Genomic DNA, 23,132 nt, shown 5'->3' with positions numbered 1-23,132 from the left:
ACAATGTGTTGCTTTTTGAATCTTAGTAACTTTATGATAACCTTATAACAACTACAAATATGAATAGTAAAATGAATTGTTCAAATAATGAATAAAAACAGCTAATTTGCTGCGTTAGTAATAAAGCGAGATTTTTCGCCCTGAATCAAGCTTCCATGCTGAATTAGGATACTCTAAGATTGTCATTTTACAAAGGAGGAGTTCGCTCTGGATACTGGTACACACATTGCAATGGGAATCGCTTTAGGCGGCCTTGCAACATTAGACCCCACTGTATCTGCGAATACAGCCACACTGGATGCTGTAATGATTGGCGTAATGGCCGGGTCATTAGCACCTGATTTAGACACTGTTTTAAAGTTGCGAAACAATGCACAGTATATCCGCAATCACCGTGGAATTACACATTCTATCCCGGCCGTTATTTTATGGCCTTTGCTTATTGTGCTCATTCTTTCGCTTCTGCTGCCAGGAGCTAACTTGCTGCATCTATGGATGTGGACCTTTGCAGGCGTCATTATTCACGTTTTTGTTGATATCTTTAACGCTTATGGTACGCAAGCTTTACGGCCTTTCACAAATAAATGGATTGCGCTTGGCGTAATCAACACGTTTGATTACGTGATTTTCTCAGCTCACGTACTTGCGATTTTAATCTGGTTTATTGGAGCAGAGCCAGGACCAACATTCATTACGCTGTATGTGTTATTGGCATTTTACTATGGATTGCGCTTTTATATGCGCCACCAAATCGCCAAGAAGCTTCGAAAACAGTTTCCTGATGTTATCAAGCTCAATATCTCTCCTACGCTGCGTTTCACTCACTGGCACTTAGCTGTGACGACCGAAAAGTATTTTCATGTAGGAAGAGCAATCGGAGAAGAAATTTTTATTTATGATACGTTTGATAAAGTTCCAATTCCCGAATCAGCCGTAATTGAAGTAGCGAAAAAAGATGAAAATTTATCTGCTTTTCTTTCATTTTCACCTATTTATAGATGGGAACTGGATGAATATAACGACCACATTGAAGTGCGCTTTATTGATTTACGCTACCGCAGCAAAGACTACTATCCATTTGTAGCCGTAGTCCAGCTTGATTACGATTTAAATATCATTTGTTCGTACACAGGTTGGATTTTCAGTGAGAAAAAATTGCGTAAAAAGCTTGATTATCTCCCGCACTAATCATAACAAGAACAAATATGAAACCCAAAAACGAACCGTCTTGAGAAGACGGTTCGTTTTTATTTAATGTTTTAAATAGTCATCGTTATTTAATAAATGCTGATATTTAGGGTTTTTAACCGCGATTTCATGAAGTTTGTCTCCGTAGCTGTTGATATACATCGTAACAACCTTTTCCGTCGCTTCTTTCCCTTTATAATCATATCCTGCTTTTGCGTAAGATGACTCAAAATCTTCCCAGAAAAGCTCGACCCACGTGCGTGCTTGAGCATATGAGAGCGAACTGTTTTTATTTAAGAGCTGATTCGTTAATCTTTCAAATATATCGTTCATAAGAACACCTCGATTACCAAAATTCTTTATGAGTATGTTTGCACTTTTAACTTACACTATAAATGCGGAGTTATTCACTCCCTCATGTACTATATCATAACCGCAACGCTTTCTGTTGTAAAAGGAGAGGTATCTATGCGCAATAAAGCAAAAGATTTTACAAACCAACATCATACTAAGCTTGAAGGCGAACCTCGCGCAAAAGCTGAGTACGCTTCAAAACGTGCAAATGGAACAATTAACACGCATCCTCAAGAACGTATGCATGCTTCTAATGAGCGCGAAGAATAACCGCTTGCTTTACGTTTAAAAATAGAGTGAATATAGAAATCAAACAAGCAGCACACTTCGTGCTGCTTGTTCATCCCTTTATTTTTTCAACATGGAAATAGGCAGTGCCTCTTCGTTTTGCGGTGAGCCAAGCCTAAATCCCCACGCAAAAACTCCGTTCATATAATCAATTTTAAAATATGAACCCGGATCTCCTTGAATTTCATATACTTCCCCTGCTTTAAACGCTTCGGGATCCAATAAATACGACCTAGCCATTGTTACTTTTCTTTCTAATACTGCATACTCATTGACCATGCCAAGCTGCTCAGCTTTTCGTGCTTTTTCTTGAAGAGACCCAATTTCTTGTTGAAGTTCATACGTCGTCATATCACTGTAACGTTTTTCAGACATGCTGTTTTCCCCCTTGTTTGCTTTCATTTTATTATAACAAAAGGTATAACTAAAGGGAGACTATGAAAAGGGAGTTTTGGGAATGAAAACAGTGCTAATCACGGGCGGTGCGACGGGTCTTGGAAAAGAGCTCGCTAAACTTTACGCAAAAGACTACAACGTCATTCTAGCTGGACGCAATCAACATAAATTAAAAGAGGCGCAGCATGAGCTAGGAGACAACGTATATACGATGTCTGTAGATATTACAAAGTATGAAGAAGTAGGAAAATCTGTAGAAAAACTGCTGATGCAGCATTCAGTAGATATCCTTATCAACAATGCAGGCATTGGACATTTTGGTCCTTTGACCGATTATACAAAACAAGCCATCGATGAAGTCATCGATACAAATGTAAAAGGAACTATTTTTTTAACACAAGCGCTTATGCCTCATCTCTTGACGAGACCTGAACCTAAAGTTATGAATATCATTTCAACTGCAGGACTTCGCGGGAAAGCTAATGAAAGCGTCTATGTGGCAAGTAAGTTTGGCGTAAGGGGATTTACAGAAAGTTTAAAAGTGGAATACCAAGATACCAGCCTTCATGTGATTGCAGCTTACATGGGAGGCATGAATACCCCTTTTTGGGATCACAACAACCACATTAAAGATAAAAGCCGATTGCGCTCGGCTTCCGAAATTGCTGAGATTATTTATAAACAGCAGAATGACTCAGAAGATATTTTGTTTTAAAAAAGAGTGAAACATAACTGCATTAATCTATTCTAAAGATAAACACATTGTATAAATGATCTTATAGGAATTGCTTGTGACACAGCGGGTGATTTCCGTGCAGGACTTCTCCCTTTCCGGGGACGGCAGGAGTCTTCGTCTTGCCCTCCAATCCACTGCTAGAACCAACTAAACACATGAAGTTTACGTTTACCATCACAATAAAAAATCCGAACGAGTTGGATTCTCCATCAAGAATCTCGATTCATCGTTCGGATTTCCCTTTAACTAACATACTTTTGTCCCGCCTTTATTCCTCTTCAATAGAATCTAGAAATGATTGAATTTGGTCAATAGAGAATCCTTTCCTATAAAGAGCCTGCTTCATTTTTTGCTGATATTCCCAGCCTTCATACTTTGAAAAACGACGATGAGCTTTCATTCCTTGGTATTGCAGAGCTTCCCATGCCTCATCGCTTTCTTTTTCTGTATTCGTGCGCTGAAATGCTTCTTGAATAATAGAAAATGAATAGCCCTTCACTGCCAATGCTTGTTCCATTTTTTGTTTCATCATTACTTGAGATAATTTTTTATATTTTCCTTTTAACTTTTCAATTAATTTCACAGCAGTTTGAATTTGCTGTTCTTCAGGGTATTCACATAAACTAAGGGTAATAGTGGAATCAGAAATTCCCTTTTCTTTTAATTCTCTTTGAATCACACTTGGTCCTTTTGATGTCGTGTTCATTTGAGTTAACACGAATGCTTTTGCAAACTCTTCATCATTTAAATAACGGTGGCTGACTAATTTCTGAATAACTTGTTGAATAATAGTAGAGTTAATTTCTTTTTTCTTCAAATAATCATGTACCTCTTTTTCAGAGCGCATTCGATAAGATAAGTAAGTGATCGCTAAATTATAAGCTTTTTTCTCATCATCTGCGTACTGAATTTCCGTTAATTCAAATTCATCAAGCTCACGACCTTTTTTCAAGTCATATTTGATGAGGACATTTTCGTCAACACCAAAGCCAAACTCTTCACCTTTACCATAATCTAAGTACACATTATAACGTTCACCGCTATTCTTTTGCGTTGTGATTTTTGTGACAACAGGCATACACCTTCACCTCATATTTCTCATTAAATTGATGGCTGAAGAACCGCCAAACATATCATACACATTTTTATTTATCTCAATAAAGGAGGAAATTCGTATGAAAATTGTTATTGCTGGAGGAACTGGGTTCGTAGGTAAAGCTTTAACAAAACATTTTTTAACACAAAAACATTATGTATATATTTTAACACGCAATGCAGATAAAGCTGCAAGAGATCCGAAACTTAAATATGTAGAGTGGATGCAAGAAAGCAGCCAACCTGAAGAGCATGTAGAAGGAGCAGACGTTTTTATCAATTTAGCTGGCGTTTCACTTAACAGCGGCCGCTGGACGGACGAGCGCAAAAAAGCCATTGTGGAAAGTCGCCTTTCTTCTACTCAAGAAATCCTTCGTATTATGGCTGCCTTACCCGAAAAACCGTCCCTTTATGTAAATGCAAGCGCAGTTGGTTATTACGGGACATCAACTACAGAAACATTCACAGAAGCTTCTCCATCCATCGGCACAGACTTTTTAGCTGAAACGGTAAAAAAGTGGGAAAATGAAGCGTTAAAAGCGATGGAACTCAATATTCGTACTGTTTTAACAAGGTTCGGCGTTATATTAGGCAAAGATGGCGGGGCACTCCCTTCTACTGCCCTTCCTTATAAATTATTTGCAGGAGGAACAGTTGGTTCAGGAGAGCAGTGGATGTCTTGGGTGCATCTTCAAGACGTCGTCAAAATTATTGATTATTGTATTCATACCAAACAAATAGAAGGACCTGTTAACGTAACTGCCCCAAATCCCGTCCAAATGAAAGAGTTTGGAAAGAAGATTGGCAAAGTGTTAAATCGCCCTCACTGGATGCCCGTACCTAGCTTTGGCCTTCAGCTGCTGATGGGAGAAATGAGTATGATTATTTTGAAAGGACAGCGTGTTTTACCTGAAAAATTGATTCAACAGAATTACATTTTTACATATACTGTATTAGAAGATGCATTGCGAGATTTACTCTAGTTATTTCCTGATATTTACCTAAAACAGGTGACTAAGCTGCCGATAGATAGGAGCATCCTTTATGAAAACCATTCTCTTGAAAAATGCAACGCTCTATCCTATTACGTCAAAACCTATTTATAATAATGATGTGCTCATTCAAGATGGAAAAATTGTTTTAATTGGGCCAAACTTGCAGCCTCCTCTTCAAGTAGAAGTCATTGACTGCAAACAGCGTTACTTATTCCCTGGATTTATTGATGTTCATACACATCTAGGACTATATGATGAAGGAACCGGCTGGGCCGGAAATGATGCTAACGAAACAATCGAGCCTATGACTCCGCATATCCGAGCTTTTGACAGCGTACATCCTTTAGATCCTGGGTTTAAAGATGCCATTGAAGCGGGTATTACGTCTGTACACATTATGCCTGGAAGTGCAAATGTGATCGGAGGTACAACGTCCGTTATTAAAACAGCCGGAACAAGTATTTCTCAAATGTTGATTCAAGAGACAGCTGGACTTAAGATTGCGCTAGGAGAAAATCCAAAACGAATCCACAGCCATGGCAACAAGGAATCCATTACACGAATGGGTATTATGGGGATGCTGAGAGAAGCCTTTTATCATGCAAAAAGCAGTGACAATAAAGATGATTTGCGAATCAAACCACTCATTCAAGCACTGAATAGAGAGATTCCCGTTCGAATTCATGCTCACCGAGCCGATGATATTCTATCAGCTCTGCGCTTGGCAGATGAATTTAATTTAGACGTTCGTATTGAACACTGTACAGAAGGTCACTTAATTGCTAAAGAGCTAGGCGGAAGAAACTTAAAAGTAAGCGTGGGACCAACTTTAACACGCCGCTCAAAGGTTGAACTGAAGAATAAAACATGGAAAACCTATCAAGCTCTCTGCAATGAAGGAGTAGAAGTTTCTATTACAACAGACCATCCTTATACGCCCATTCAGTACCTAAATATTTGTGCATCCATTGCCGTACGTGAAGGGCTCGAAGAACAAAAAGCATTAGAAGGCATCACGATTGCTGCTGCTCGAAATCTTCGTATTGATCAGCGAATCGGCAGTATCGAAGTAGGAAAAGACGCTGATTTAGTGCTATGGAGCCATCATCCCTTTCACTACTTAGCAAAGCCCCTTTTCACCATGATAGATGGTAAAATATTATTTAAAAAAAATTAACATTTTACCTATTTTCTTTTTTTATTTTTTTTAGTATGATACGTTTAGAAGCATGTGAATTTCACAAAAGCATAAACATCACACGTTGACTTTTTATGTTTGTTGACTTGTAATGGGAAGGCAAATGGTGCGCCACCAGGTAACTGGTTCTAGTGGGTTCGATTCCCACCCCGAAATTTTTTTAATTATTAAAAAATTTCGAGGGTGGGGACTTGATTGGAGTCTGTATATACCCTCGATCAGGAGGGAAAAGTTATGTTAAAAAAACGTGACCTAAATGACTGTCAATCTCTATACGAACTCATGGTACATCCTGATGTCTTCCCTTTTGTTCGTCATAAAGCCCATTCCTATGAAGAATTTTTATTTGTGACTAAACAAACGATGGAAGCAGAAGATCATGGAGAAATTATTTCTCGCACGATTTTAGACGAATGGGGTAACCCTATCGGCACCATTAATTTATTTGATGTACAGGACCAAGCTGGTTTTTTAGGCACTTGGCTTGGCAAACCGTTTCATGGAAAAGGATATAATCAAATTGCAAAAGAAGCGTTCTTTAATGAACTGTTCTTTGAGTTAAATATAGAGCGAATTTTTATGCGAATTCGTAAAATCAATATCAGGTCTATTAAGGCTGCAGAAAAACTGCCTTATGCAGTACTTGCAAATGAAACACACAAAGCTTTATACGATGAAATTAATCAACATGAAGACGTATATGATTTATACGAAATTCCAAAAGACTTGTATACATTATACTACTTGCGTCACGAACAAGACGTTCAAGAAGATCACCAGCTTAAAGAAGCGTAAGAGTCTCTCCGTGTAACGGAGAGCTTTTTTTATGATTAAAAACGAGAGATTCTGGAAAAAATAAGTAACATGATCGAAAAACGTTAATTGGAGGTTTTTTTATGTCTGAAAAAAAACGAAAAGAAAACGCAAAAAATACGTTAAGTAGCGCTCAAGAAATCTATTACGGCCGTGAGTTTAAAAAAGCAGACCGTGCAGGCGGCTACACGAAAAAATAAGTGAGGCAAAACATCTCTATCCAACGCTTGATCATCTTAACGTCCTTTCTGTACAGTTTGTATCGGAAGGACGTTTTTATATTATGTAGACATAATAATACGAAGATTTTATAGATGTTATTGAAGTTTTTTTACCACTCTACTATATCCACAAAGTTTACCCACAATTATGTGGATAATGTGCATAACTTTATTGAATATGCATATTACCGCTTTCATAACTTGAAATGACAGTGGGTAATTTTTATGTAAATTTTCTGAAAAAATGTGAATAGTGTGGATAAAATTGTGAATATCCTATATAATTCAGCAGTTAACTTCTTGTTAACCTGTGGATATCTTCTTTAGTACTTTCATTTATTTTAATACCATCAAGGCTTTCGATATATTATAAGTATAATAATAAAAAGGTAGGGGAAACTTCCCCTACCTTTTTATTATTGGAAACAATATATCCACACTTGTTCCTTGATTTAACTGACTAGAAAATGTCATCTGCGCACGGTGAGCTTTAATAATCCGGTAGCTGACCATCAGCCCTAAACCTGTACCTTTTTCTTTTGTACTATAAAAAGGCTCACCTATCTTCATTAACCGTTCAGGAGGAATACCTTGCCCTTCATCAGCAAGCTGCAGCCAAAGGTGGTTTTCTTTTGCTTTAATAGTAATATGAATCCCTCCTCCTTCCGGCATTGCTTCGATAGAGTTTTTAATAATATTAATAAATACTTGTTTTAACTGATTTTTATCTCCATATACCTGTGGTAACTGGTCGTCCCTTTCAAATATGAAAGCTACCTTTTTTTCTACTGCTTCAGGTTCAAGAAGCAAGCACACTTCTTGAACAAGCGCTTGCATATTCAAGGGTTCAACATTCATAACCTGAGGTTTTCCCAACATCAAAAATTCTTCTACGATTCCATTCATTCGTTCTAATTCAGTTTCCATGATATCTATATACAAAGCATCTTTGGGATTTTGTTCTTTTAATAAGTGAACAAAACCTTTTAAAGACGTCAAAGGATTTTTGATCTCGTGGGCAACTCCAGCTGCAAGTTCTCCTACAACGGCAAGCTTCTCAGAAGTTCTAAGCTTCTCTTCTGCCTTTTTACGCTCCGTAATATCTGTCGATACGCACAGCATTTGAATCACTTCCTGTTTTTCATTCATAATAGGAAGTTTTGCTGTTTCGACCCAGCGCCGGTTTCCTTTTGAATCTTTAAACTGTTCTTCTAATACCGTCCCTTTTTGGGTACAGTTTGAAAACGCTCCTTTATATAAAAGATCTGATTGAAGGTTGAACTGATATTTATCAATTGATTGTCCAATTAAGTCATCAGATTTTTCACCTAAGAGCATCGCAAAAGATTCATTGACGAGAATGAATTCCCTTTTTTGATTGATAGCATAAATATAGCTTGGATTAATGTCAATAACTTGTCTTAAAAACGTTTTTTGTTCCTCTAGCTGATTTTCTTTTTGCTGTAAATTCGCTTTAGAATGGCGTATATAGCTAATCATTTCATTAAACTGTTTAGATAAAATACCGATTTCGCCCCGCTCAATTTCTCGTTCCGGAATTTTTTGATTAAAATTCCCGCGCGCTACTTGTCCCGCCAATTCATATAGTTTATGAATTGGATTCACAATTTGCCTTGCATATAACGCAGTAAAAAAAGAAAGCAGTAAAATCGTAACACCTGAAACGATCCAAAGCGTTTTTTCAAACATTTTATAAGGCCTGTAAATGTCTTCAACGGGTAATTCAGCGACAATTCCCCAATCTAAAACAGGAATATATTCGAAAGACGCAAAGAAATACTTACCTTCGGTGTTCACCACGCGCTGATATCCTGATTTATGATTCATCGTTTTCTGAACGATTTCGTTTTTCTTAGCATTTTCACCGATTCTCTGTTTCTCTGGGTGGGAAATAATTCTACCATTGCGGTCTACAATAAATGTATAGCCGTTCTCTCCTATATCGAACGTTTGAAAGATGGATTGAAAACTTTTATTTTCTTCAATTCGCAGCGCTAAATTTACGACCTTTTTTACATTTTGCTGCCCATCCAAAATAGGAATCGCCATCACCACAATGTAGTGCTTTGTATCTGCTGAAACGACATCGCTTAAATATATTTTTTTGGTTCGCAGCGCTTCTTGAAAATATTTTCTTTTACTTAAGTTCACATGTTTCATATTCTTTAAATCGTTCGGGTAATAATGCTCAACATACCCTTTTACGTTAAAAATGGTTCCGCTATCGATATACGGTGAAATATTAACTATTTTCTGCAATTCTTTGTCTATTTCTTGTTCATCATCCGATAAAAAAATAGGATCTTGCTGTACCTCGTCGCCTAGGCTCCAAATATCTTTAATGACGACGTTAATTTGCTCTTTCATTCTCTTGACGGTTTTATCAGTTACCTGCCGATATTGATCTTGAGAAATATTAGGCAGCATCACTCTTGAAACAATAAACATTAGCGTCAGTACGGTACAAATAAGAAGCACATTAATCGTGAAGATTTTCCAAAACGTATGAGATTTAAACCATTTCATGTTTGTTCACCTTAATCTAATGAAGTCTACCTCCATTGTACTGCAAAATGAAAACTTTTCCATATAAATGACGGAATTCCATCTTTAGACACAGAAGAAAAGCAATTTGTTCTACATTCCTATCAGAAAACTACGAGCTTTCTCACTGTGTTTTCTGTTAGAACAAATTTTTAGTTTTCTTCTATAAACTTTGCTTCCTGCATTTTATTCATGCAGTAGAAATCAATTATTTATCCTCCACTAAAAAGACCTCATCACAGAGTGATGAGGTCAGAAATTTACTATATTCTTTTATAAAAAATTATGTTTGTTCCCTGCTGATTTTCTAGCCTTTAAAGATTTATTTTCTTTTTCCTTCTAGTCCAGTAAAAAATAAATAAGAGAATAAACCAAACGGGCGTCAACAATAAGGCTGGGCGCGTCGCGTCAGAAAACAGCATAATAACAAGAATCACCGCAAACAAAGCTAACACAATATAGTTTATGAATGGTGTTAACGGTGCTTTGAATGCTGATGTTGCATGCAGCTGCGGACGCGTCTTTTTATACCTTAGATGGCAAATGAGAATGATACTCCACACCCAAATAAAACAAATAGCGCTAATGGTCGTGACAATGCCGAAAGCTTGGTCTGGTATAAGTTTGCTTAAAAGAGCTCCCGCTGAGATAACCAGCGTAGATACAAACAATCCGTTGCTTGGTACGTGGTTTTTGTTCAGTTTTGCAAACTTAGATGGCCCTTGGTCATTTTTACTTAAATTATATAAGATACGGCTTGTTGAAAACATTCCGCTATTACAGGCAGAAGCGGCTGAAGTTAGTACAACAAAATTAATAATTCCAGCAGCAAGCGGAATTCCGACTAAACTAAAGGTTTTAACAAATGGGCTTTCTGCTGCATTTAATTCCATCCACGGGTTAATAAACAACAGAACGATAAGCGCTCCAACATAGAAAAATAAGATTCGCAGCGGAATTTTATTAATGGCCGATGGAATATTTTTTTTGGGGTTTGATGTTTCTGCTGCCGATACCCCTACCAATTCAACCCCAACGTATGCGAATATAACCATTTGGAATGAAAGTAAGAAACCTGAAACCCCATTTGGAAATAGCCCTCCGTGATTCCAAAGGTTTTGAACAGTAACGGATCCCGCGTCTGTTTTAAATCCCATTACCAGCAAAATAACGCCAATAATAATTAATGCAAGAATCGTAATAACCTTTATTAAAGCAAACCAAAACTCTAATTCTCCAAATAATTTTACGGTTAATAAGTTAAGACCTAATAAAATGATTACACAAATAAGTGCGGGAATCCACTGAGGAATATTGAACCAATATTTCACATATACGCCAACTGCAATCACATCAGCCATAGCTGTCATAATCCAGCAAAACCAGTACGTCCATCCCGTTACAAACGACGCCCACGGTCCAAGATACTCTTCAGCAATATCTGTTAACGATTGATAACCTGCTTTAGACAGCAGTAGTTCTCCTAGCGCTCTCATCACAAAGAAAAGCGCAATACCCACAATTAAATAAGCAAAGATGATAGAGGGACCTGCAAGCTGTATTGCTTTACCAGAACCTAAAAATAATCCTGTCCCAATGGTTCCTCCAATCGCGATTAGCTGAACATGACGATTGGATAAATCCCTCTTTAATTCTCGTTGTTCCAACTCTAACTCCTCCTAACAATAAAACCTTTGATACGATCGTGCAGACTACAAAATAAAGCCCAATAAAAAAAGAGATTGGATGCGCTCCAATCTCATGGTCATAAGAATAACAAATATTATGGTACATACTACCAATTAGTAACATGCCAAATAAATATCCGGTACTCTTCTGTCCTTTTGCCTGAGATTGTGAACCCTTCGGCGTCGCGAAACTATCGCGATCTCTCCAGAAGCTGCTCCTGCTATAGTGTGATCCATAGCAATCATAGCTTTCTACGTATTCAATTTTTCAATCAATAGAATGACTGTCGAATAGTTGTTTATTCTAATACCAGTTGGATGCTTTGTCAACAGGAAAAATAATTTTCATTTATTTACCTTCTTTAAAAGAAGACACTACATAAAAATCTTGTTTCTTTACTTGTGACAAAGATCACCCTATTACAAACAAAAAAGAGCAGAATCAAATCTGCCCTTTACTCTTCATCTATTTATTTCTTTAACGTCAAACTTACCACATTCTCCACATGCGCCGTATGAGGGAACATATCCACAGGCTGAATGTAATCCACATAATAAGCCTTCGACAGCTGCTGCACATCTTTGGCTAATGTGGATGGATTACAAGATACGTAAACCACTTTCTTTGGCTTTACTTGTAAAATTGTTTTTAGAAGCTTATCATCACAGCCTGTTCGCGGCGGGTCAACAACGATAACGTCTGGCTTCCAGCCTTCTTTTACCCACTGCGGCATCCACTTTTCAGCTGGACCCGTCACATATGTGGCGTGTTCAAATCCATGATCTTTGGCATTTTTTCGCGCATCTACAATGGATTCTTCAATCGTATCCATTCCGCGAATTTCTTTGGCATCTTTAGCAAGCCATAAGCCAATTGTCCCTACTCCGCAGTAAGCATCTACAATTTTTTCACTGCCTGTTAGCGCAGCTGCTTTTTTCACCTCGTCATACAGCTTCACTGTTTGAAGAGGATTCAACTGGAAAAATGCACGCGCTGAAAGTTCGAATGAAATATCGCCTAACGTTTCTTGAATCACCGATTTTCCAGATAGCGTAAACGTTTCGTCTCCAAAGATAAGCGATGTTTTTTGACCGTTTACGTTTTGTACGAGCGATTTCACTTCCGGTAGACGGCGCTTAATTTCTTTGATCACAAGCTCTTTTTTCGGAATTTCTTGTTTGGCCGTAATCAAGACAACTTGCACTTCACCCGTTTCAAATCCTACTCGAGATACGATGGTACGTACAATACCACGGCGTTTGCGCTCATTGTAGATAGGAATTTGAAGATCTTGTAAAATTCGTTTTATTTCTTTTGTCACGTGATTTGTGGCTCCATGCTGAATCGGACAGTTTTCAATGTCAATCAGTCGATGAGAATTCAGTCCGTACAAACCAGCGATAACTTTTTGTTTATCCACACCTACTTGGAACTGTGATTTATTACGATAGCCCCAAGGATCTTCCATGCCAATTGTTTGGCGTGTTTTTTCCTCTACTTTTTTTAATGAACTGTGACGTTCGAACGCTTGCAGAACAATATCGCGCTTAGATTCTAGCTGACCTTCATAGGATAAGTGCTGAAGCTGACAGCCTCCGCACTGGTCGTAAATAGGACAGGGTGCTTCTACGCGGTGAGGAGATTTTTTGCGAATTCGCTTAATTTTTCCTTCGGCAAACTTTTGCTGAACATTTGTTGCTTCTACAACCACTTCTTCATTCGGCAATGCTCCCGGCACGAAGACGACTTGGCGCTTAAAATATCCTACGCCTTCTCCATTAATACCGAGTCTTTTTATAGTCAACGGAAACGTTTGTCCTTTTTGAACTTTCATTTCAGTTTTTGGTTTATTCATGAGACCAACTCCGATTAGTTTAAATTCTTTATATAGTTATTAACGGTCTTTATCTGCTTAAAACCTATTAGACCGTATTGCTTTAAAAAAGACATCAACGCATATTATAACACTTCAACAGCAAAAAACCGACAGGAGAAACATTCCCATCGGTTTTTATCTTTATTTCGTTTTAGAAGGACTTTTCTTCATTTGTTTGCGTTCGTTCATTAAATCATCAATGCTTTTAAACGTATAGCCCTGCTTTTTTAAATCCACAATGGCTTGATCTAACGCATCTGCGTTATCCTTTGAAACGGTATGCAAAAGCATGATCGCACCTGGATGTATTTGAGCCATCATATTGTCGTATGAGTAGCGCCAGCCTTTTTGTTCATTCACTTTCCAGTCAACAAATGCAAGTGACCAAAATACATTCGTATAGCCCTCTTGCTTTGAAAGAGCTAGCGTTCGTTCACTAAATACCCCTCTAGGTGAGCGAAGGTATTTCATTTCATCACGACCCGTAATATTCTTGTATTCATCTTTTACTTTTTGCAATTCCTCTTTAAAACGTGCGTCATCCACTTGAGTTAAGTCAGGGTGATGCCATGAATGATTCCCGACAATATGCCCTTCTTTTACCATTCGCTTAATAAGCTTAGGCTCTTCTTTTAAATAGTGTCCTGTTACAAAGAATGTGGCAGGAACCTTTCTTTTTTTGAGCACGTCTAATACCTGCGGTGTATAACCATTTTCATAACCATTATCAAACGTTAAGTAAATATTTTTTTTATTTGTATCTCCGAGGTAAAAAGCATCATACTTAGCAAGAATTTGTTCATAAGCTGTACCTGCGGATGCGGGCTTGTGATTTTTACTTTTTTGAAATCCCCAGCTGATCGGAGTGTTTGGATACATTTGTGCTTCAACAGATGCTATGCCTGTTGACATCACGAATAAAAAAACGAGAAAAAAGGTGAACCGGCGCATAAGAAGCTCCTTTCGGAAGTCATTTTACGCTTAGTATCCACTCAATTTTCTCGTTCATGAACGTTACTTTTTACCATACGCTTTGAATGTATGTTTATTTAAATACCGGCTCTTTAAATTGCTCAAGCTTTTCAAATGAAGACTTGTCTACATCTGCATGCAAGCTGTTTCCATGTGAATCCATCGTCACTACAGCTGTAAAGCCTTCTACTTTTAAATGCCACATTGCTTCAGGAATACCAAACTGCATCAAATCAACGCCTTCTACACTCTTGATACAATCAGCATAGTACTGTGCAGCTCCGCCGATAGCATTTAAGTACACGCCGCCGTGCTCTTGAAGAGCAGCAAGCGTTTTAGGACCCATACCGCCTTTACCGATAACCGCGCGGATACCAAATTTCTTCATAATATCCCCTTGGTAAGGTTCTTCACGAATACTTGTTGTTGGTCCTGCAGCGGTTACGTGCCATTTTTCGTCTTCGTCCTTTAACATAACCGGACCACAGTGATAAATGATTTGTCCATTTAAATCAATTGGTGCATCGTGATCTGTTAAATGTTTATGGATAGCGTCGCGTCCTGTATACATCATACCGTTGATGCGCACCACGTCACCAACTTTTAATTCACGAATTTGCTCTTCTGTAATAGGTGCTTGTAATACAACTTCTTTTGTTTCATCCGCATTTTGCTTCTCTTCGGCGCCTGCATTTTTATTAAAATCTACTTCTTCGCCTTCTTGATACAGCCACTCTTGAACACTTCCTGTATCGGCGTTGATTTTAATACCTAAGCGGCGGTAAGCCCAGCAATTATACGCAACTGACACATAGAAGCTAGCAGGAATACGATTGATTACGCCGACTTTACAGCCAAGTAATGTCGTTTCTCCACCAAAACCCATCGTACCGATTCCTAACTTATTAGCATTTTCCATTACATACTCTTCTAATTCTTTCAGCTGAGCATTTGGATTTTCGTCATCTAAGTTTCGGAACAGCTGCTCTTTTGCTAATTCATAGCCTGTTGTACGGTCGCCACCGATTCCAACACCAATGACGCCGGCGCTACAGCCTTGACCTTGCGCTTGGTATACTGAGTGCATCACACATTTACGAATGCCGTCTAAATCGCGGCCAGCTCGACCTAACCCTTCTACTTCACAAGGCAGGCTATACTGAATGTTTTTATTTTCACAGCCGCCGCCTTTTAAAATAAGACGCGCATCAATATAGTCATTTTCCCACTGTTCAAACTTAATAACCGGCGTGCCTCCGCCTAAATTATTACCGCTGTTTTCTCCCGTTAACGAATCTACGGAGTTAGGGCGAAGCTTTCCGTGCTTTGTTGCTTCTTCAATTGCCCAATAAATCGCTTCTTTAATTTGAAGCTGATTCACTCCTACGGGGGTTTTAATTTTAAATGTTGGCATACCTGTATCTTGACAAATTGGCGATAAATTATCATCCGCCATCTTAATATTATTGGTAATGGTCGCTAAAGACATTGCTGCACGCGTTCCTGCATTTTCACGCGCTTTTGCCTTTGCGATAGCACGTCGAACGTCTTTTGGCAATTTTGTAGATGTTTCAACAATTAAATCGTACATGCTTTGTTTTAAAGCTTCAATCATCACTTAATTCCTCCCATATCCCGCTAATGTATGTATTTATCTATCTGTCGTACAACTTTCAAAATTTATTATACTCCTTCAAAAATTGTTTCGAAAGACCTTTATAGGAGGATTTCCACTTCAAGCAAAAAAGCGCTAGTTTTTCTAGCGCTTTTTTCTTTGTTCATTCTTTATCTTTTTTAAACTGCTCACATTTTGCTTCAAGGTCATCAATCATCGTGATCAAACGGTCAATGTCTTCTAGGTCTGTGTTTTCAGGCTCCATAGAGTCTAATACGTGTACAAACATATTTAAACGATCTTTTAAATAACGTACTTGTGAATCTTTATCTCGAACGGCGTTTCCCATTTTAAACCCTCCTGATATAGCTTTTCAATCGTATTTCCTTATATCCTAACGAATACTTTCATATTTGACAACTAAAAGCAATAAAATCCATAATAGTCACTGGTGTCCGTTTTGAATGAGACGTATAATTTAGTCTAGCAGGACGGACCGTGAGATGTTTTCATCATCATTTCACTTTACGGAAAAATAAAAGGAGTTTTTTTATGGCCACTTTACAACGAATTACCGCGGAGTTCGATCCGTGGGAAGCGTATTTAGATATGAAACAATATGGCAAACCGACGCTTACAAACGTTGAATTCACCACAACGACGCTTTGTAATATGCGATGTGAGCACTGTGCAGTTGGATATACGCTGCAGCCAAAAGACCCAAACGCACTGCCGCTTGATTTAATTTTAAAACGTCTCGATGAAATTCCAACTCTTCGAGCGTTAAGCATTACGGGCGGAGAGCCGATGATGTCTCTATCTTCTGTGAAAAATTATGTGGTGCCTTTATTAAAGTATGCACATGAACGAGGTGTCCGTACACAGATTAATTCAAATTTAACATTAGATCTTGCTCGTTACGAACAAATCATTCCTTATTTAGATGTTTTACATATTTCTCACAACTGGGGAACGATGGACGATTTTGTGGAAGCTGGCTTTGCAATGATGGAGCGAAAGCCTACTTATGAGCAGCGCGCCAAATATTTCGATCGTATGATTGAAAACAGCCGCGCGCTTGTAAAAGCGGGTGTAACCGTATCAGCTGAAACGATGTTAAACAAACGTACGCTTCCTCACATGGAAAAGATTCATCGTCAAATTGTTGATGAAATGCTTTGTCAGCGTCACGAAGTACACCCTATGTATCCAAGTGACTTTGCTAGCACTCTAGAAACATTATCTCTTCCTGAAATGCGTAAAGCTATTCATCACCTTCTTGATATTCGAGATGAAAATGTGTGGATGCTATTCGGTACGTTACCGTTTTATGCATGCAGTAATAATGAGGAAGACTTATCGCTTTTACAGCGTTTGTTTAGCAGTAAAAATGTAACCGTTCGAAACGATCCAGACGGGCGCTCTCGCCTAAATGTAAATATTTTCGACGGAGATATTATCGTAACGGATTTTGGTGATACGCCTCCTCTTGGCAACATTCAAGATACAAAGCTTACAGACGCTTTTGATATGTGGCAGCAAAGCACGATTTCTAAAGAACTTAGCTGTCATTGTTCAGCAGTGTCTTGTTTAGGACCTAATATTTTGGTGAAAAACAGCTATTATCAAGATACTGATTTTAGCAAACTCCAAGCGAGCATTACAAAATAACAAAAAAGAGATTCCCACAATGGAATCTCTTTTTTGTTATCTCGGCTGGTCATAAGCTCCAAAGCTTAAGGAAACATAATCTTGTACTGGAATCCATGCTCCAATTCCTTGAGACGTTACATTTCTCACCACAATTGAGCGCTTGCTGCCTTTTACTGTAACATACACTTCTCCATATGTTACTTTTCCCTTTTCACTTACAGCAGGCGTATACGCATACAGATAACCTACTTTTTTAGGAGCTACGTTATAGACCTGGTCTTTTTTCGTTCCGGCACCTACAAACGTTTGAAATGATAAAGTGAGCTTTGTTTTTTTAGCTGCTTCAATTAGCATCATTTGTTTAACATGCTCAGGCTGAGGCACTTTTGCTGTTAATCCGCCTTTTACATGACTTTGATTTTCCTGACTGTACATCATTTTGTACTGAGTTTTTCCTGCTCTGTTATCATAATGATTTGTATTGATTCGCTGGTGTTGCCAGTTAACGTTTGTTTCTGTTGATTCGTAATTTAATGGCCACTGTCCTAAAAAGACGGTTGCTCTAAAACCAATTGCCCATGGAGTTTTAGAAATGTTTGATTCATTTAATATACGAATTAAATCAGGGTTTTCAATTTTTACATTTGATGTTTCAATGAGCTCTTTTGTAAACTCACTTGGCTGCAAATATGGCGTATCTTGACTAGCATTTGGATACGTATTTTCTTTTGAAATATTTAAAGCTGAAGAAGGCACGTTGATGGTCGGCTGAGCTGTTTTCGCAATGGCGATCTTCGTTGAACATGAAAATGAAATAATGATGGTAAACACAAATAAAAGCAATTTACGTAACATCTAGAAACTCCTTTCAACATCGTTAATGAATGCAACCATAGTTTTTTCAAACATCTCCTGTTTTATCCTGAATACCAAAAGGGAAATTCTTCTATTCACTTACACAAAAAGAATCCGAACGATGAATCGTTCGGATTCTTCCTTCAACTAAAACATGTTTGTCTCAGCCTCTTCTTTTTTAAATAAGATAAAAACCAATTCCCATAATAATATAAGCACCTAAAAGAGTTGCACCTTCGAACCAGTTTGTATCTCCGTCATTAGAAATAGCAATAGTTAAAAATACGGCCGTTACCATCGCAATCAACTCAGGCCAAGTAAAGACAAGAGACATTTGGTTTTCGAACATCAGCGAAACTAACACTAATATTGGTGCTACAAACATCGCTACTTGTAAAGTGGATCCCACAGCAATTTCAACCGCTACACCCATGCGGTTTTTAACGGCCATAATAATAGCCGAAGCGTGTTCTGCTGCGTTTCCAACAATCGCTACGATGATGACCCCGATGAACAGCTCACTCCACCCAAAACTTTCCGATACAATTTCGATTGTACTAACCAAGCTTTCGGATACGTAAGCTACAGCTAACGTAGACAAAAAGAGAACAGTAATCGCTTTCCACATTGACCATTCTGGCTCCTCATGTTCTTCCACTTCTTCACTTTTATGCTGATACACCCCTCGGTGCGTTACCAGCTTAAAAAATAACGCCGCTAAGTACAAGATGATGAGAATAATGGAGATTCCGACACTCAGGGACATGGTCTTCGCTTCGTCCATTTCGCTAGCAAACACTTCAGGAATAACAAACGCAACGATAACGGCAAAGATCAATAATCCAGAATTATGTCTTGCATCATAGACATTAAATTCTTGACGCTTAAATTTTAATCCTCCAATGAAGAATGAAAGACCGCCTACAAGAAGAAGATTTCCTAATACAGAACCCGTTAACGATGCAAGCACCACCGCTGTAAGGCCTTCTTTTAGAGCAAAAATAGAAATAATTAATTCTACAGCGTTACCAAACGTAGCGTTTAATAGACCGCCTATTCGAGGACCAGCTACAACAGCTAAGCTCTCTGTTGCTCTCCCCATAAAAGCTGCGAGGGCAATGATTGTTAAACAGTAAATAATAAACATAAGAACATCTGACCAGTGCATCATGTGCCCAATAACAGATAGCGGCACCCCAAGAATAACCGCTATAAGAAAAATCCGATTGATCATCGATATGTACACCCACCTTATTCATTTTTTGACAACAAAATCAATCATATCAAATTAATGGAATTTGTATAGACTCACCGTCAATGTTAGTATTTTTAACCTATTTTTATAAATGATAAACCCTTAATTGATTTTTGTTTAAGATAGTTAAAAATCAGCCAAACTACCAAGGGTGAAAAGATATAATAAGGAGTGAAAAAATGAGCAATAATGATGTGAAAAATCAAATTTTATCCGTACTGGATGACTATACAATTGGAACATTAGCTACAATTCAAGATGGAAATCCTTATTCACGCTTTATGATGTTTTTCATGAAGATCTTGTGCTCTACACCGCCACCAATAAAGATACCCATAAAGTCGAAGAACTAGAAAAAAACCCTTATGTTCATATTTTGTTAGGCTATGATGGGCAAGGTTGGAGTGATCCGTATGTAGAGGTAGAAGCCAAAGTAAATGTAGAAACAAACGAAGAGTTAAAAAAGAAATTTTGGAATAAAAAGTTAAAAGAGTGGATTAAAAGTCCAGATGACCCAAATTATTTGCTTCTTCAGCTGACTCCTGAACGCATGCGCTATTTTGATAAAGCCGGCAGCAAACCGAAGGAAATATGAGATTGAGGCGTAGCTAAGTCCATTCATCTAAAGACGAACAAATGGGTGCAAAGCGCTGCACCGCTTGTAATAACACCATAAAAAATCCGAACGAGTTTGATTCATCGTTCGGATCTTCTTCAGCTAAAATACTTTTGTCCCAACCTCATTTAATTTCGAAGGTATCTGTCACTTCAATACTGTCAATAACCGACTGTAGCATCGAACAATTTTTTCGTGCTAGCTCAATTGATTTTTCAATTTTGTCTAATGGAAGCTCTTCTCCTGTAATGATATAGTGCAAATGAATTTTTTCGATTCGCCCCGCTTTTTCATCATTCCGCGTCACACCAGCTTGGATGCGTAAATCAGAAAAAGCAATTCTTTTTTTCTCTAGAATCTTTCTTAACACGCCTCCGCTGCAAACAGCAATGGACGATACCATTAGCTGATACGGACGAAAGCCATACTCTTCATCTCCGGCGATATGTAGCTCTCCATAAGGAAGATTTGTTGTAAATCCCGCCTCTTTTTTCATGTTAAATTCCATTTCCTTCACTCCTTTACTTCATTATAAACCGCTTTTTATATAACCAACTACTCTCAATACGGATACTTGTTACACCGTCACCATAAAAAGATCCGAACGAATTTGATTCTCCATCAAGAATCTCGATTCATCGTTCGGATCTTCCTTCAGCTATAATACTTTTGTCTCAATCTTTTTTATGACTCTGTGTTAAATTAATTTTCCGGCGCGAATATCATTTGTCATTCCTTCATAAGGCGCTTGAGCGATAACTTTCTCATTGTTCGCTCCGACATTTTTGATAAATGTAATGTCAGCAAATTCGGGTACAACGTATTTAGGATATGTTTCGTATTTTTCACGGGATTCATGCATTAAATCAAGATGGTCATTTTGATAGCACACGGTAATTTCAGGATGTTCATGTACCCATTTTGGGAAGAAGATAATGCCGTGCATCCGTTTTTCATCAGGCATAAAGTTCAAAGATACATCTGTTCCAGTCGGTTCAGTCCACGATACTTTATATACACCTTCCGTTAATTTCACAATATCTACTTTCTGGTCGCGAACCCATCGTCCTGCCACCATTCCGCTATGAATACGGTAATCGATTGTATTTTCGTTTTTGATATAAATTTCATATTCCCATCCGTTTTCGTATGTGTAAATCATATGATTCCCAATAAATTTTTTCATTTTTATATCGCTCCTTTGATTTATAACACTTCGTATATGTCTGACACAACGCGATCTAAGTGTCTCACAGCAATGCCTAGAAAAACGCAGTTGTGTAAGCGTTTATATTTTGCACTTCCTGTATGACTAATGACACTTGTTGTACCGACATTGATTGTGAATGTCGCTATTTTCCTAAGCACTGTTTGTATTCTAGCGATCACCTTTCACTTGTAAATTAAAACATGTAACTATTTACATGTTTTATTCTACTTTCCTTATAAAAAGATGTCAAATTAACAGCACAGCACGTCTACATCCTTGTCAATAAAGCGTTTTCCTTGTACGATTAAACAGTTGGATTGACAAAATATAGATAAAAAGAGGTTGAATGCTATGAGTGCTACTCATAAACAACGTTTCTGGATTTTAGTTAGCCTTGTCGCCATTTCTGGATTCAGCCAAGGTATGCTGCTTCCTTTAATTGCTATTATTTTTGAGAAAGATGGTCTTTCTTCTACTATAAACGGATTAAACGCAACTGGATTGTATCTAGGTATTTTATTTATTTCTCCTTTCATGGAAGGGCCGCTTCGCAGATACGGATATAAACCAATTATCGCAGCAGGGGGACTTTTAGTTATTGTATCTTTAGCTTTGTTTCCCCTCTGGAAATCTGTTGTTTTTTGGTTTGTGCTCCGTTTATTTATTGGAATAGGAGATCACGCGCTGCACTTTGGTACTCAAACGTGGATTACATCGTCTTCACCTGCTGATAAACGAGGTCGAAACATTTCATTGTACGGGCTTTTTTTCGGTATTGGTTTTGCTGTTGGCCCTTTAATGACGCCGTTAATTGAAATTAATCAAGCGCTTCCTTTTATGATTTCTTCAGCTCTTTGCCTCATAACATGGGTGTTTTTATTTTTGATAAAAAATGAATTCCCCCTACAGGAAGTGGAGGTTAATTCATTAAAAGAAACGGCTAAGCGATTTTCTAAGGCGGCTAAGTATGCTTGGATTGCTTTTTTGCCTCCTTTTGGATATGGATTTTTAGAATCATCACTGAACGGAAGCTTTCCTGTATATGGCTTACGAATTGGTTTGCAAGTAGAGTTTATTTCACTGCTGCTGACTTCCTTTGCAGTTGGAGCTATTGTATTTCAGCTTCCTCTCGGAATACTGAGCGATAAATTTGGACGGAAATTAGTATTAGGATGGATTTTATCCATTGGAGCCGTTACGTTTTTTACAGCAAGCCTCTTGGAAGAGACCGCTATTCCATTAGTAGCTTGTTTATTTATAGCTGGCATGGTTGTAGGCTCGACGTTTAGTTTAGGAATCAGCTATATGACGGATTTGATTCCTGCTCGTCTACTGCCTACAGGTAATTTACTATGCGGCATTGCTTTTAGTATCGGAAGCCTTGCCGGCCCTTACATAGGCGGTACTTTTATTCAGTTCTTTCACCATATCAGCTTTTTTAATATTATTAGCGGGATGTTTGGCTTTATTTTTATTATTCTTTTTGTATTCGGACAAAAGGTGCCTCTGCAACAAAAAACGAGCGAGAACCTATAGGTTCTC

The 23,132-nt window shown here is 38.0% G+C and carries 22 protein-coding genes, 1 pseudogene and 1 riboswitch; of the genes and pseudogenes, 10 read left to right on the top strand and 13 right to left on the bottom strand.

Going from position 1 to position 23,132, the window contains the following annotated elements; all coding sequences use genetic code 11:
- Nucleotides 1-231 precede the first annotated feature (231 nt).
- Nucleotides 232-1,188 (top strand): metal-dependent hydrolase, encoded by a 957-nt coding sequence (locus tag BG04_RS13515; RefSeq protein ID WP_013081543.1) that lies wholly within the window; start codon nucleotides 232-234, stop codon nucleotides 1,186-1,188.
- A 63-nt stretch (nucleotides 1,189-1,251) separates the two neighbouring features.
- On the opposite strand, the gene BG04_RS13510 is transcribed toward BG04_RS13515, so the two are convergent.
- The gene (locus BG04_RS13510) at nucleotides 1,252-1,521 is read right to left on the bottom strand and encodes a YfhJ family protein (RefSeq protein ID WP_013055156.1); all 270 of its coding nucleotides are present in this window, start codon (nucleotides 1,519-1,521) and stop codon (nucleotides 1,252-1,254) included.
- 135 nt (nucleotides 1,522-1,656) lie between these two features.
- On the opposite strand from BG04_RS13510, the gene BG04_RS13505 reads away from it, so the two are divergent.
- Nucleotides 1,657-1,812, top strand: coding sequence for a small, acid-soluble spore protein K (locus BG04_RS13505; protein ID WP_016762865.1), 156 nt, complete (start codon nucleotides 1,657-1,659; stop codon nucleotides 1,810-1,812).
- Nucleotides 1,813-1,890: 78 nt separating this feature from the next.
- Here the strand turns inward: BG04_RS13505 and BG04_RS13500 are convergent, their stop codons facing one another.
- Nucleotides 1,891-2,205: a YfhH family protein gene (locus BG04_RS13500; RefSeq protein ID WP_034654804.1), complete on the bottom strand. Its 315-nt coding sequence runs from the start codon at nucleotides 2,203-2,205 to the stop codon at nucleotides 1,891-1,893.
- Nucleotides 2,206-2,287: 82 nt separating this feature from the next.
- Here BG04_RS13500 and BG04_RS13495 point away from each other — a divergent pair, with 82 nt between their 5' ends.
- Nucleotides 2,288-2,941, top strand: coding sequence for an SDR family NAD(P)-dependent oxidoreductase (locus BG04_RS13495; RefSeq protein WP_016762864.1), 654 nt, complete (start codon nucleotides 2,288-2,290; stop codon nucleotides 2,939-2,941).
- A gap of 289 nt (nucleotides 2,942-3,230) precedes the next feature.
- Here BG04_RS13495 and recX read toward each other — a convergent pair whose 3' ends face one another.
- Nucleotides 3,231-4,040 carry a recombination regulator RecX gene (gene recX, locus BG04_RS13490; RefSeq protein WP_013081541.1) on the bottom strand — a complete coding sequence of 270 codons (810 nt, stop codon included), beginning with the start codon at nucleotides 4,038-4,040 and terminating at the stop codon, nucleotides 3,231-3,233.
- 97 nt (nucleotides 4,041-4,137) lie between these two features.
- Here recX and BG04_RS13485 point away from each other — a divergent pair, with 97 nt between their 5' ends.
- From BG04_RS13485 to BG04_RS29705, 4 genes are all read left to right on the top strand, one after another.
- A complete protein-coding gene (locus BG04_RS13485) occupies nucleotides 4,138-5,040 on the top strand; it encodes a TIGR01777 family oxidoreductase (RefSeq protein ID WP_034654802.1) in 903 nt (300 codons plus the stop codon).
- Nucleotides 5,041-5,101: 61 nt separating this feature from the next.
- Nucleotides 5,102-6,229 carry an amidohydrolase gene (locus tag BG04_RS13480; protein ID WP_034654801.1) on the top strand — a complete coding sequence of 376 codons (1,128 nt, stop codon included), beginning with the start codon at nucleotides 5,102-5,104 and terminating at the stop codon, nucleotides 6,227-6,229.
- Between the two features lie 255 nt (nucleotides 6,230-6,484).
- A complete protein-coding gene (locus BG04_RS13475; protein ID WP_013055149.1) occupies nucleotides 6,485-7,045 on the top strand; it encodes a GNAT family N-acetyltransferase in 561 nt (186 codons plus the stop codon).
- Between the two features lie 101 nt (nucleotides 7,046-7,146).
- Nucleotides 7,147-7,263, top strand: a complete 117-nt coding sequence (locus BG04_RS29705; protein WP_013055148.1) for a YfhE family protein — start codon at nucleotides 7,147-7,149, stop codon at nucleotides 7,261-7,263.
- A gap of 426 nt (nucleotides 7,264-7,689) precedes the next feature.
- Here the strand turns inward: BG04_RS29705 and BG04_RS13470 are convergent, their stop codons facing one another.
- The 6 genes from BG04_RS13470 to BG04_RS13445 all read right to left on the bottom strand — a co-directional run bounded on the left by BG04_RS13470 (nucleotide 7,690) and on the right by BG04_RS13445 (nucleotide 16,350).
- On the bottom strand, nucleotides 7,690-9,831 hold the full coding sequence (locus BG04_RS13470; protein WP_034654799.1) for a PAS domain-containing sensor histidine kinase: 2,142 nt from the start codon (nucleotides 9,829-9,831) through the stop codon (nucleotides 7,690-7,692).
- Between the two features lie 332 nt (nucleotides 9,832-10,163).
- The gene (locus BG04_RS13465) at nucleotides 10,164-11,516 is read right to left on the bottom strand and encodes an amino acid permease (protein ID WP_034654797.1); all 1,353 of its coding nucleotides are present in this window, start codon (nucleotides 11,514-11,516) and stop codon (nucleotides 10,164-10,166) included.
- 159 nt (nucleotides 11,517-11,675) lie between these two features.
- Nucleotides 11,676-11,756, bottom strand: a riboswitch (glycine riboswitch).
- A gap of 251 nt (nucleotides 11,757-12,007) precedes the next feature.
- Entirely contained in the window at nucleotides 12,008-13,393 is a 1,386-nt protein-coding gene (gene rlmD, locus BG04_RS13460; protein ID WP_034654795.1) for a 23S rRNA (uracil(1939)-C(5))-methyltransferase RlmD, read from the bottom strand.
- A 162-nt stretch (nucleotides 13,394-13,555) separates the two neighbouring features.
- The gene (pdaA, locus tag BG04_RS13455) at nucleotides 13,556-14,365 is read right to left on the bottom strand and encodes a delta-lactam-biosynthetic de-N-acetylase (protein WP_034654793.1); all 810 of its coding nucleotides are present in this window, start codon (nucleotides 14,363-14,365) and stop codon (nucleotides 13,556-13,558) included.
- A gap of 94 nt (nucleotides 14,366-14,459) precedes the next feature.
- Complete coding sequence (locus tag BG04_RS13450) at nucleotides 14,460-16,001, bottom strand: fumarate hydratase (RefSeq protein WP_016762857.1); 1,542 nt, start codon at nucleotides 15,999-16,001, stop codon at nucleotides 14,460-14,462.
- A 163-nt stretch (nucleotides 16,002-16,164) separates the two neighbouring features.
- Nucleotides 16,165-16,350, bottom strand: a complete 186-nt coding sequence (locus tag BG04_RS13445) for an SE1561 family protein (RefSeq protein ID WP_013081532.1) — start codon at nucleotides 16,348-16,350, stop codon at nucleotides 16,165-16,167.
- Between the two features lie 203 nt (nucleotides 16,351-16,553).
- Here BG04_RS13445 and yfkAB point away from each other — a divergent pair, with 203 nt between their 5' ends.
- Nucleotides 16,554-17,672, top strand: a complete 1,119-nt coding sequence (gene yfkAB, locus BG04_RS13440; protein WP_034654790.1) for a radical SAM/CxCxxxxC motif protein YfkAB — start codon at nucleotides 16,554-16,556, stop codon at nucleotides 17,670-17,672.
- A gap of 36 nt (nucleotides 17,673-17,708) precedes the next feature.
- Here yfkAB and BG04_RS13435 read toward each other — a convergent pair whose 3' ends face one another.
- Both BG04_RS13435 and cax read right to left on the bottom strand, forming a co-directional pair.
- Nucleotides 17,709-18,509, bottom strand: coding sequence for a YfkD famly protein (locus BG04_RS13435; RefSeq protein ID WP_034654789.1), 801 nt, complete (start codon nucleotides 18,507-18,509; stop codon nucleotides 17,709-17,711).
- A gap of 178 nt (nucleotides 18,510-18,687) precedes the next feature.
- A complete protein-coding gene (gene cax, locus BG04_RS13430; protein ID WP_016762856.1) occupies nucleotides 18,688-19,743 on the bottom strand; it encodes a calcium/proton exchanger in 1,056 nt (351 codons plus the stop codon).
- A gap of 200 nt (nucleotides 19,744-19,943) precedes the next feature.
- On the opposite strand from cax, the pseudogene BG04_RS13425 reads away from it, so the two are divergent.
- A pseudogene (locus tag BG04_RS13425) lies at nucleotides 19,944-20,359 on the top strand (pyridoxamine 5'-phosphate oxidase family protein).
- Between the two features lie 145 nt (nucleotides 20,360-20,504).
- Here BG04_RS13425 and BG04_RS13420 read toward each other — a convergent pair.
- Both BG04_RS13420 and BG04_RS13415 read right to left on the bottom strand, forming a co-directional pair.
- On the bottom strand, nucleotides 20,505-20,888 hold the full coding sequence (locus tag BG04_RS13420) for an OsmC family protein (protein ID WP_034654787.1): 384 nt from the start codon (nucleotides 20,886-20,888) through the stop codon (nucleotides 20,505-20,507).
- Between the two features lie 189 nt (nucleotides 20,889-21,077).
- Complete coding sequence (locus BG04_RS13415; protein ID WP_034654785.1) at nucleotides 21,078-21,566, bottom strand: phenolic acid decarboxylase; 489 nt, start codon at nucleotides 21,564-21,566, stop codon at nucleotides 21,078-21,080.
- A gap of 375 nt (nucleotides 21,567-21,941) precedes the next feature.
- Here BG04_RS13415 and BG04_RS13410 point away from each other — a divergent pair, with 375 nt between their 5' ends.
- Nucleotides 21,942-23,126: an MFS transporter gene (locus BG04_RS13410; RefSeq protein WP_034654783.1), complete on the top strand. Its 1,185-nt coding sequence runs from the start codon at nucleotides 21,942-21,944 to the stop codon at nucleotides 23,124-23,126.
- The last annotated feature ends 6 nt before the right edge of the window (nucleotides 23,127-23,132 follow it).

The organism is Priestia megaterium NBRC 15308 = ATCC 14581 (genome assembly GCF_000832985.1).
Taxonomy (GTDB): domain Bacteria; phylum Bacillota; class Bacilli; order Bacillales; family Bacillaceae_H; genus Priestia; species Priestia megaterium.
The sequence above is the reverse complement of the archived record's forward strand: the minus strand, read 5'-3'. Positions and strand labels throughout refer to the sequence as shown.

Bases quoted from the DNA above. Each gene is read 5' to 3' on its own strand.
- BG04_RS13515 (WP_013081543.1), top strand. From the start codon at position 232: ATGGGAATCGCTTTAGGCGGCCTTGCAACATTAGACCCCACTGTATCT.
- BG04_RS13510 (WP_013055156.1), bottom strand. From the start codon at position 1,521: ATGAACGATATATTTGAAAGATTAACGAATCAGCTCTTAAATAAAAAC.
- BG04_RS13505 (WP_016762865.1), top strand. From the start codon at position 1,657: ATGCGCAATAAAGCAAAAGATTTTACAAACCAACATCATACTAAGCTT.
- BG04_RS13500 (WP_034654804.1), bottom strand. From the start codon at position 2,205: ATGTCTGAAAAACGTTACAGTGATATGACGACGTATGAACTTCAACAA.
- BG04_RS13495 (WP_016762864.1), top strand. From the start codon at position 2,288: ATGAAAACAGTGCTAATCACGGGCGGTGCGACGGGTCTTGGAAAAGAG.
- recX (WP_013081541.1), bottom strand. From the start codon at position 4,040: ATGCCTGTTGTCACAAAAATCACAACGCAAAAGAATAGCGGTGAACGT.
- BG04_RS13485 (WP_034654802.1), top strand. From the start codon at position 4,138: ATGAAAATTGTTATTGCTGGAGGAACTGGGTTCGTAGGTAAAGCTTTA.
- BG04_RS13480 (WP_034654801.1), top strand. From the start codon at position 5,102: ATGAAAACCATTCTCTTGAAAAATGCAACGCTCTATCCTATTACGTCA.
- BG04_RS13475 (WP_013055149.1), top strand. From the start codon at position 6,485: ATGTTAAAAAAACGTGACCTAAATGACTGTCAATCTCTATACGAACTC.
- BG04_RS29705 (WP_013055148.1), top strand. From the start codon at position 7,147: ATGTCTGAAAAAAAACGAAAAGAAAACGCAAAAAATACGTTAAGTAGC.
- BG04_RS13470 (WP_034654799.1), bottom strand. From the start codon at position 9,831: ATGAAATGGTTTAAATCTCATACGTTTTGGAAAATCTTCACGATTAAT.
- rlmD (WP_034654795.1), bottom strand. From the start codon at position 13,393: ATGAATAAACCAAAAACTGAAATGAAAGTTCAAAAAGGACAAACGTTT.
- pdaA (WP_034654793.1), bottom strand. From the start codon at position 14,365: ATGCGCCGGTTCACCTTTTTTCTCGTTTTTTTATTCGTGATGTCAACA.
- BG04_RS13450 (WP_016762857.1), bottom strand. From the start codon at position 16,001: ATGATTGAAGCTTTAAAACAAAGCATGTACGATTTAATTGTTGAAACA.
- BG04_RS13445 (WP_013081532.1), bottom strand. From the start codon at position 16,350: ATGGGAAACGCCGTTCGAGATAAAGATTCACAAGTACGTTATTTAAAA.
- yfkAB (WP_034654790.1), top strand. From the start codon at position 16,554: ATGGCCACTTTACAACGAATTACCGCGGAGTTCGATCCGTGGGAAGCG.
- BG04_RS13435 (WP_034654789.1), bottom strand. From the start codon at position 18,509: ATGTTACGTAAATTGCTTTTATTTGTGTTTACCATCATTATTTCATTT.
- cax (WP_016762856.1), bottom strand. From the start codon at position 19,743: ATGATCAATCGGATTTTTCTTATAGCGGTTATTCTTGGGGTGCCGCTA.
- BG04_RS13420 (WP_034654787.1), bottom strand. From the start codon at position 20,888: ATGGAATTTAACATGAAAAAAGAGGCGGGATTTACAACAAATCTTCCT.
- BG04_RS13415 (WP_034654785.1), bottom strand. From the start codon at position 21,566: ATGAAAAAATTTATTGGGAATCATATGATTTACACATACGAAAACGGA.
- BG04_RS13410 (WP_034654783.1), top strand. From the start codon at position 21,942: ATGAGTGCTACTCATAAACAACGTTTCTGGATTTTAGTTAGCCTTGTC.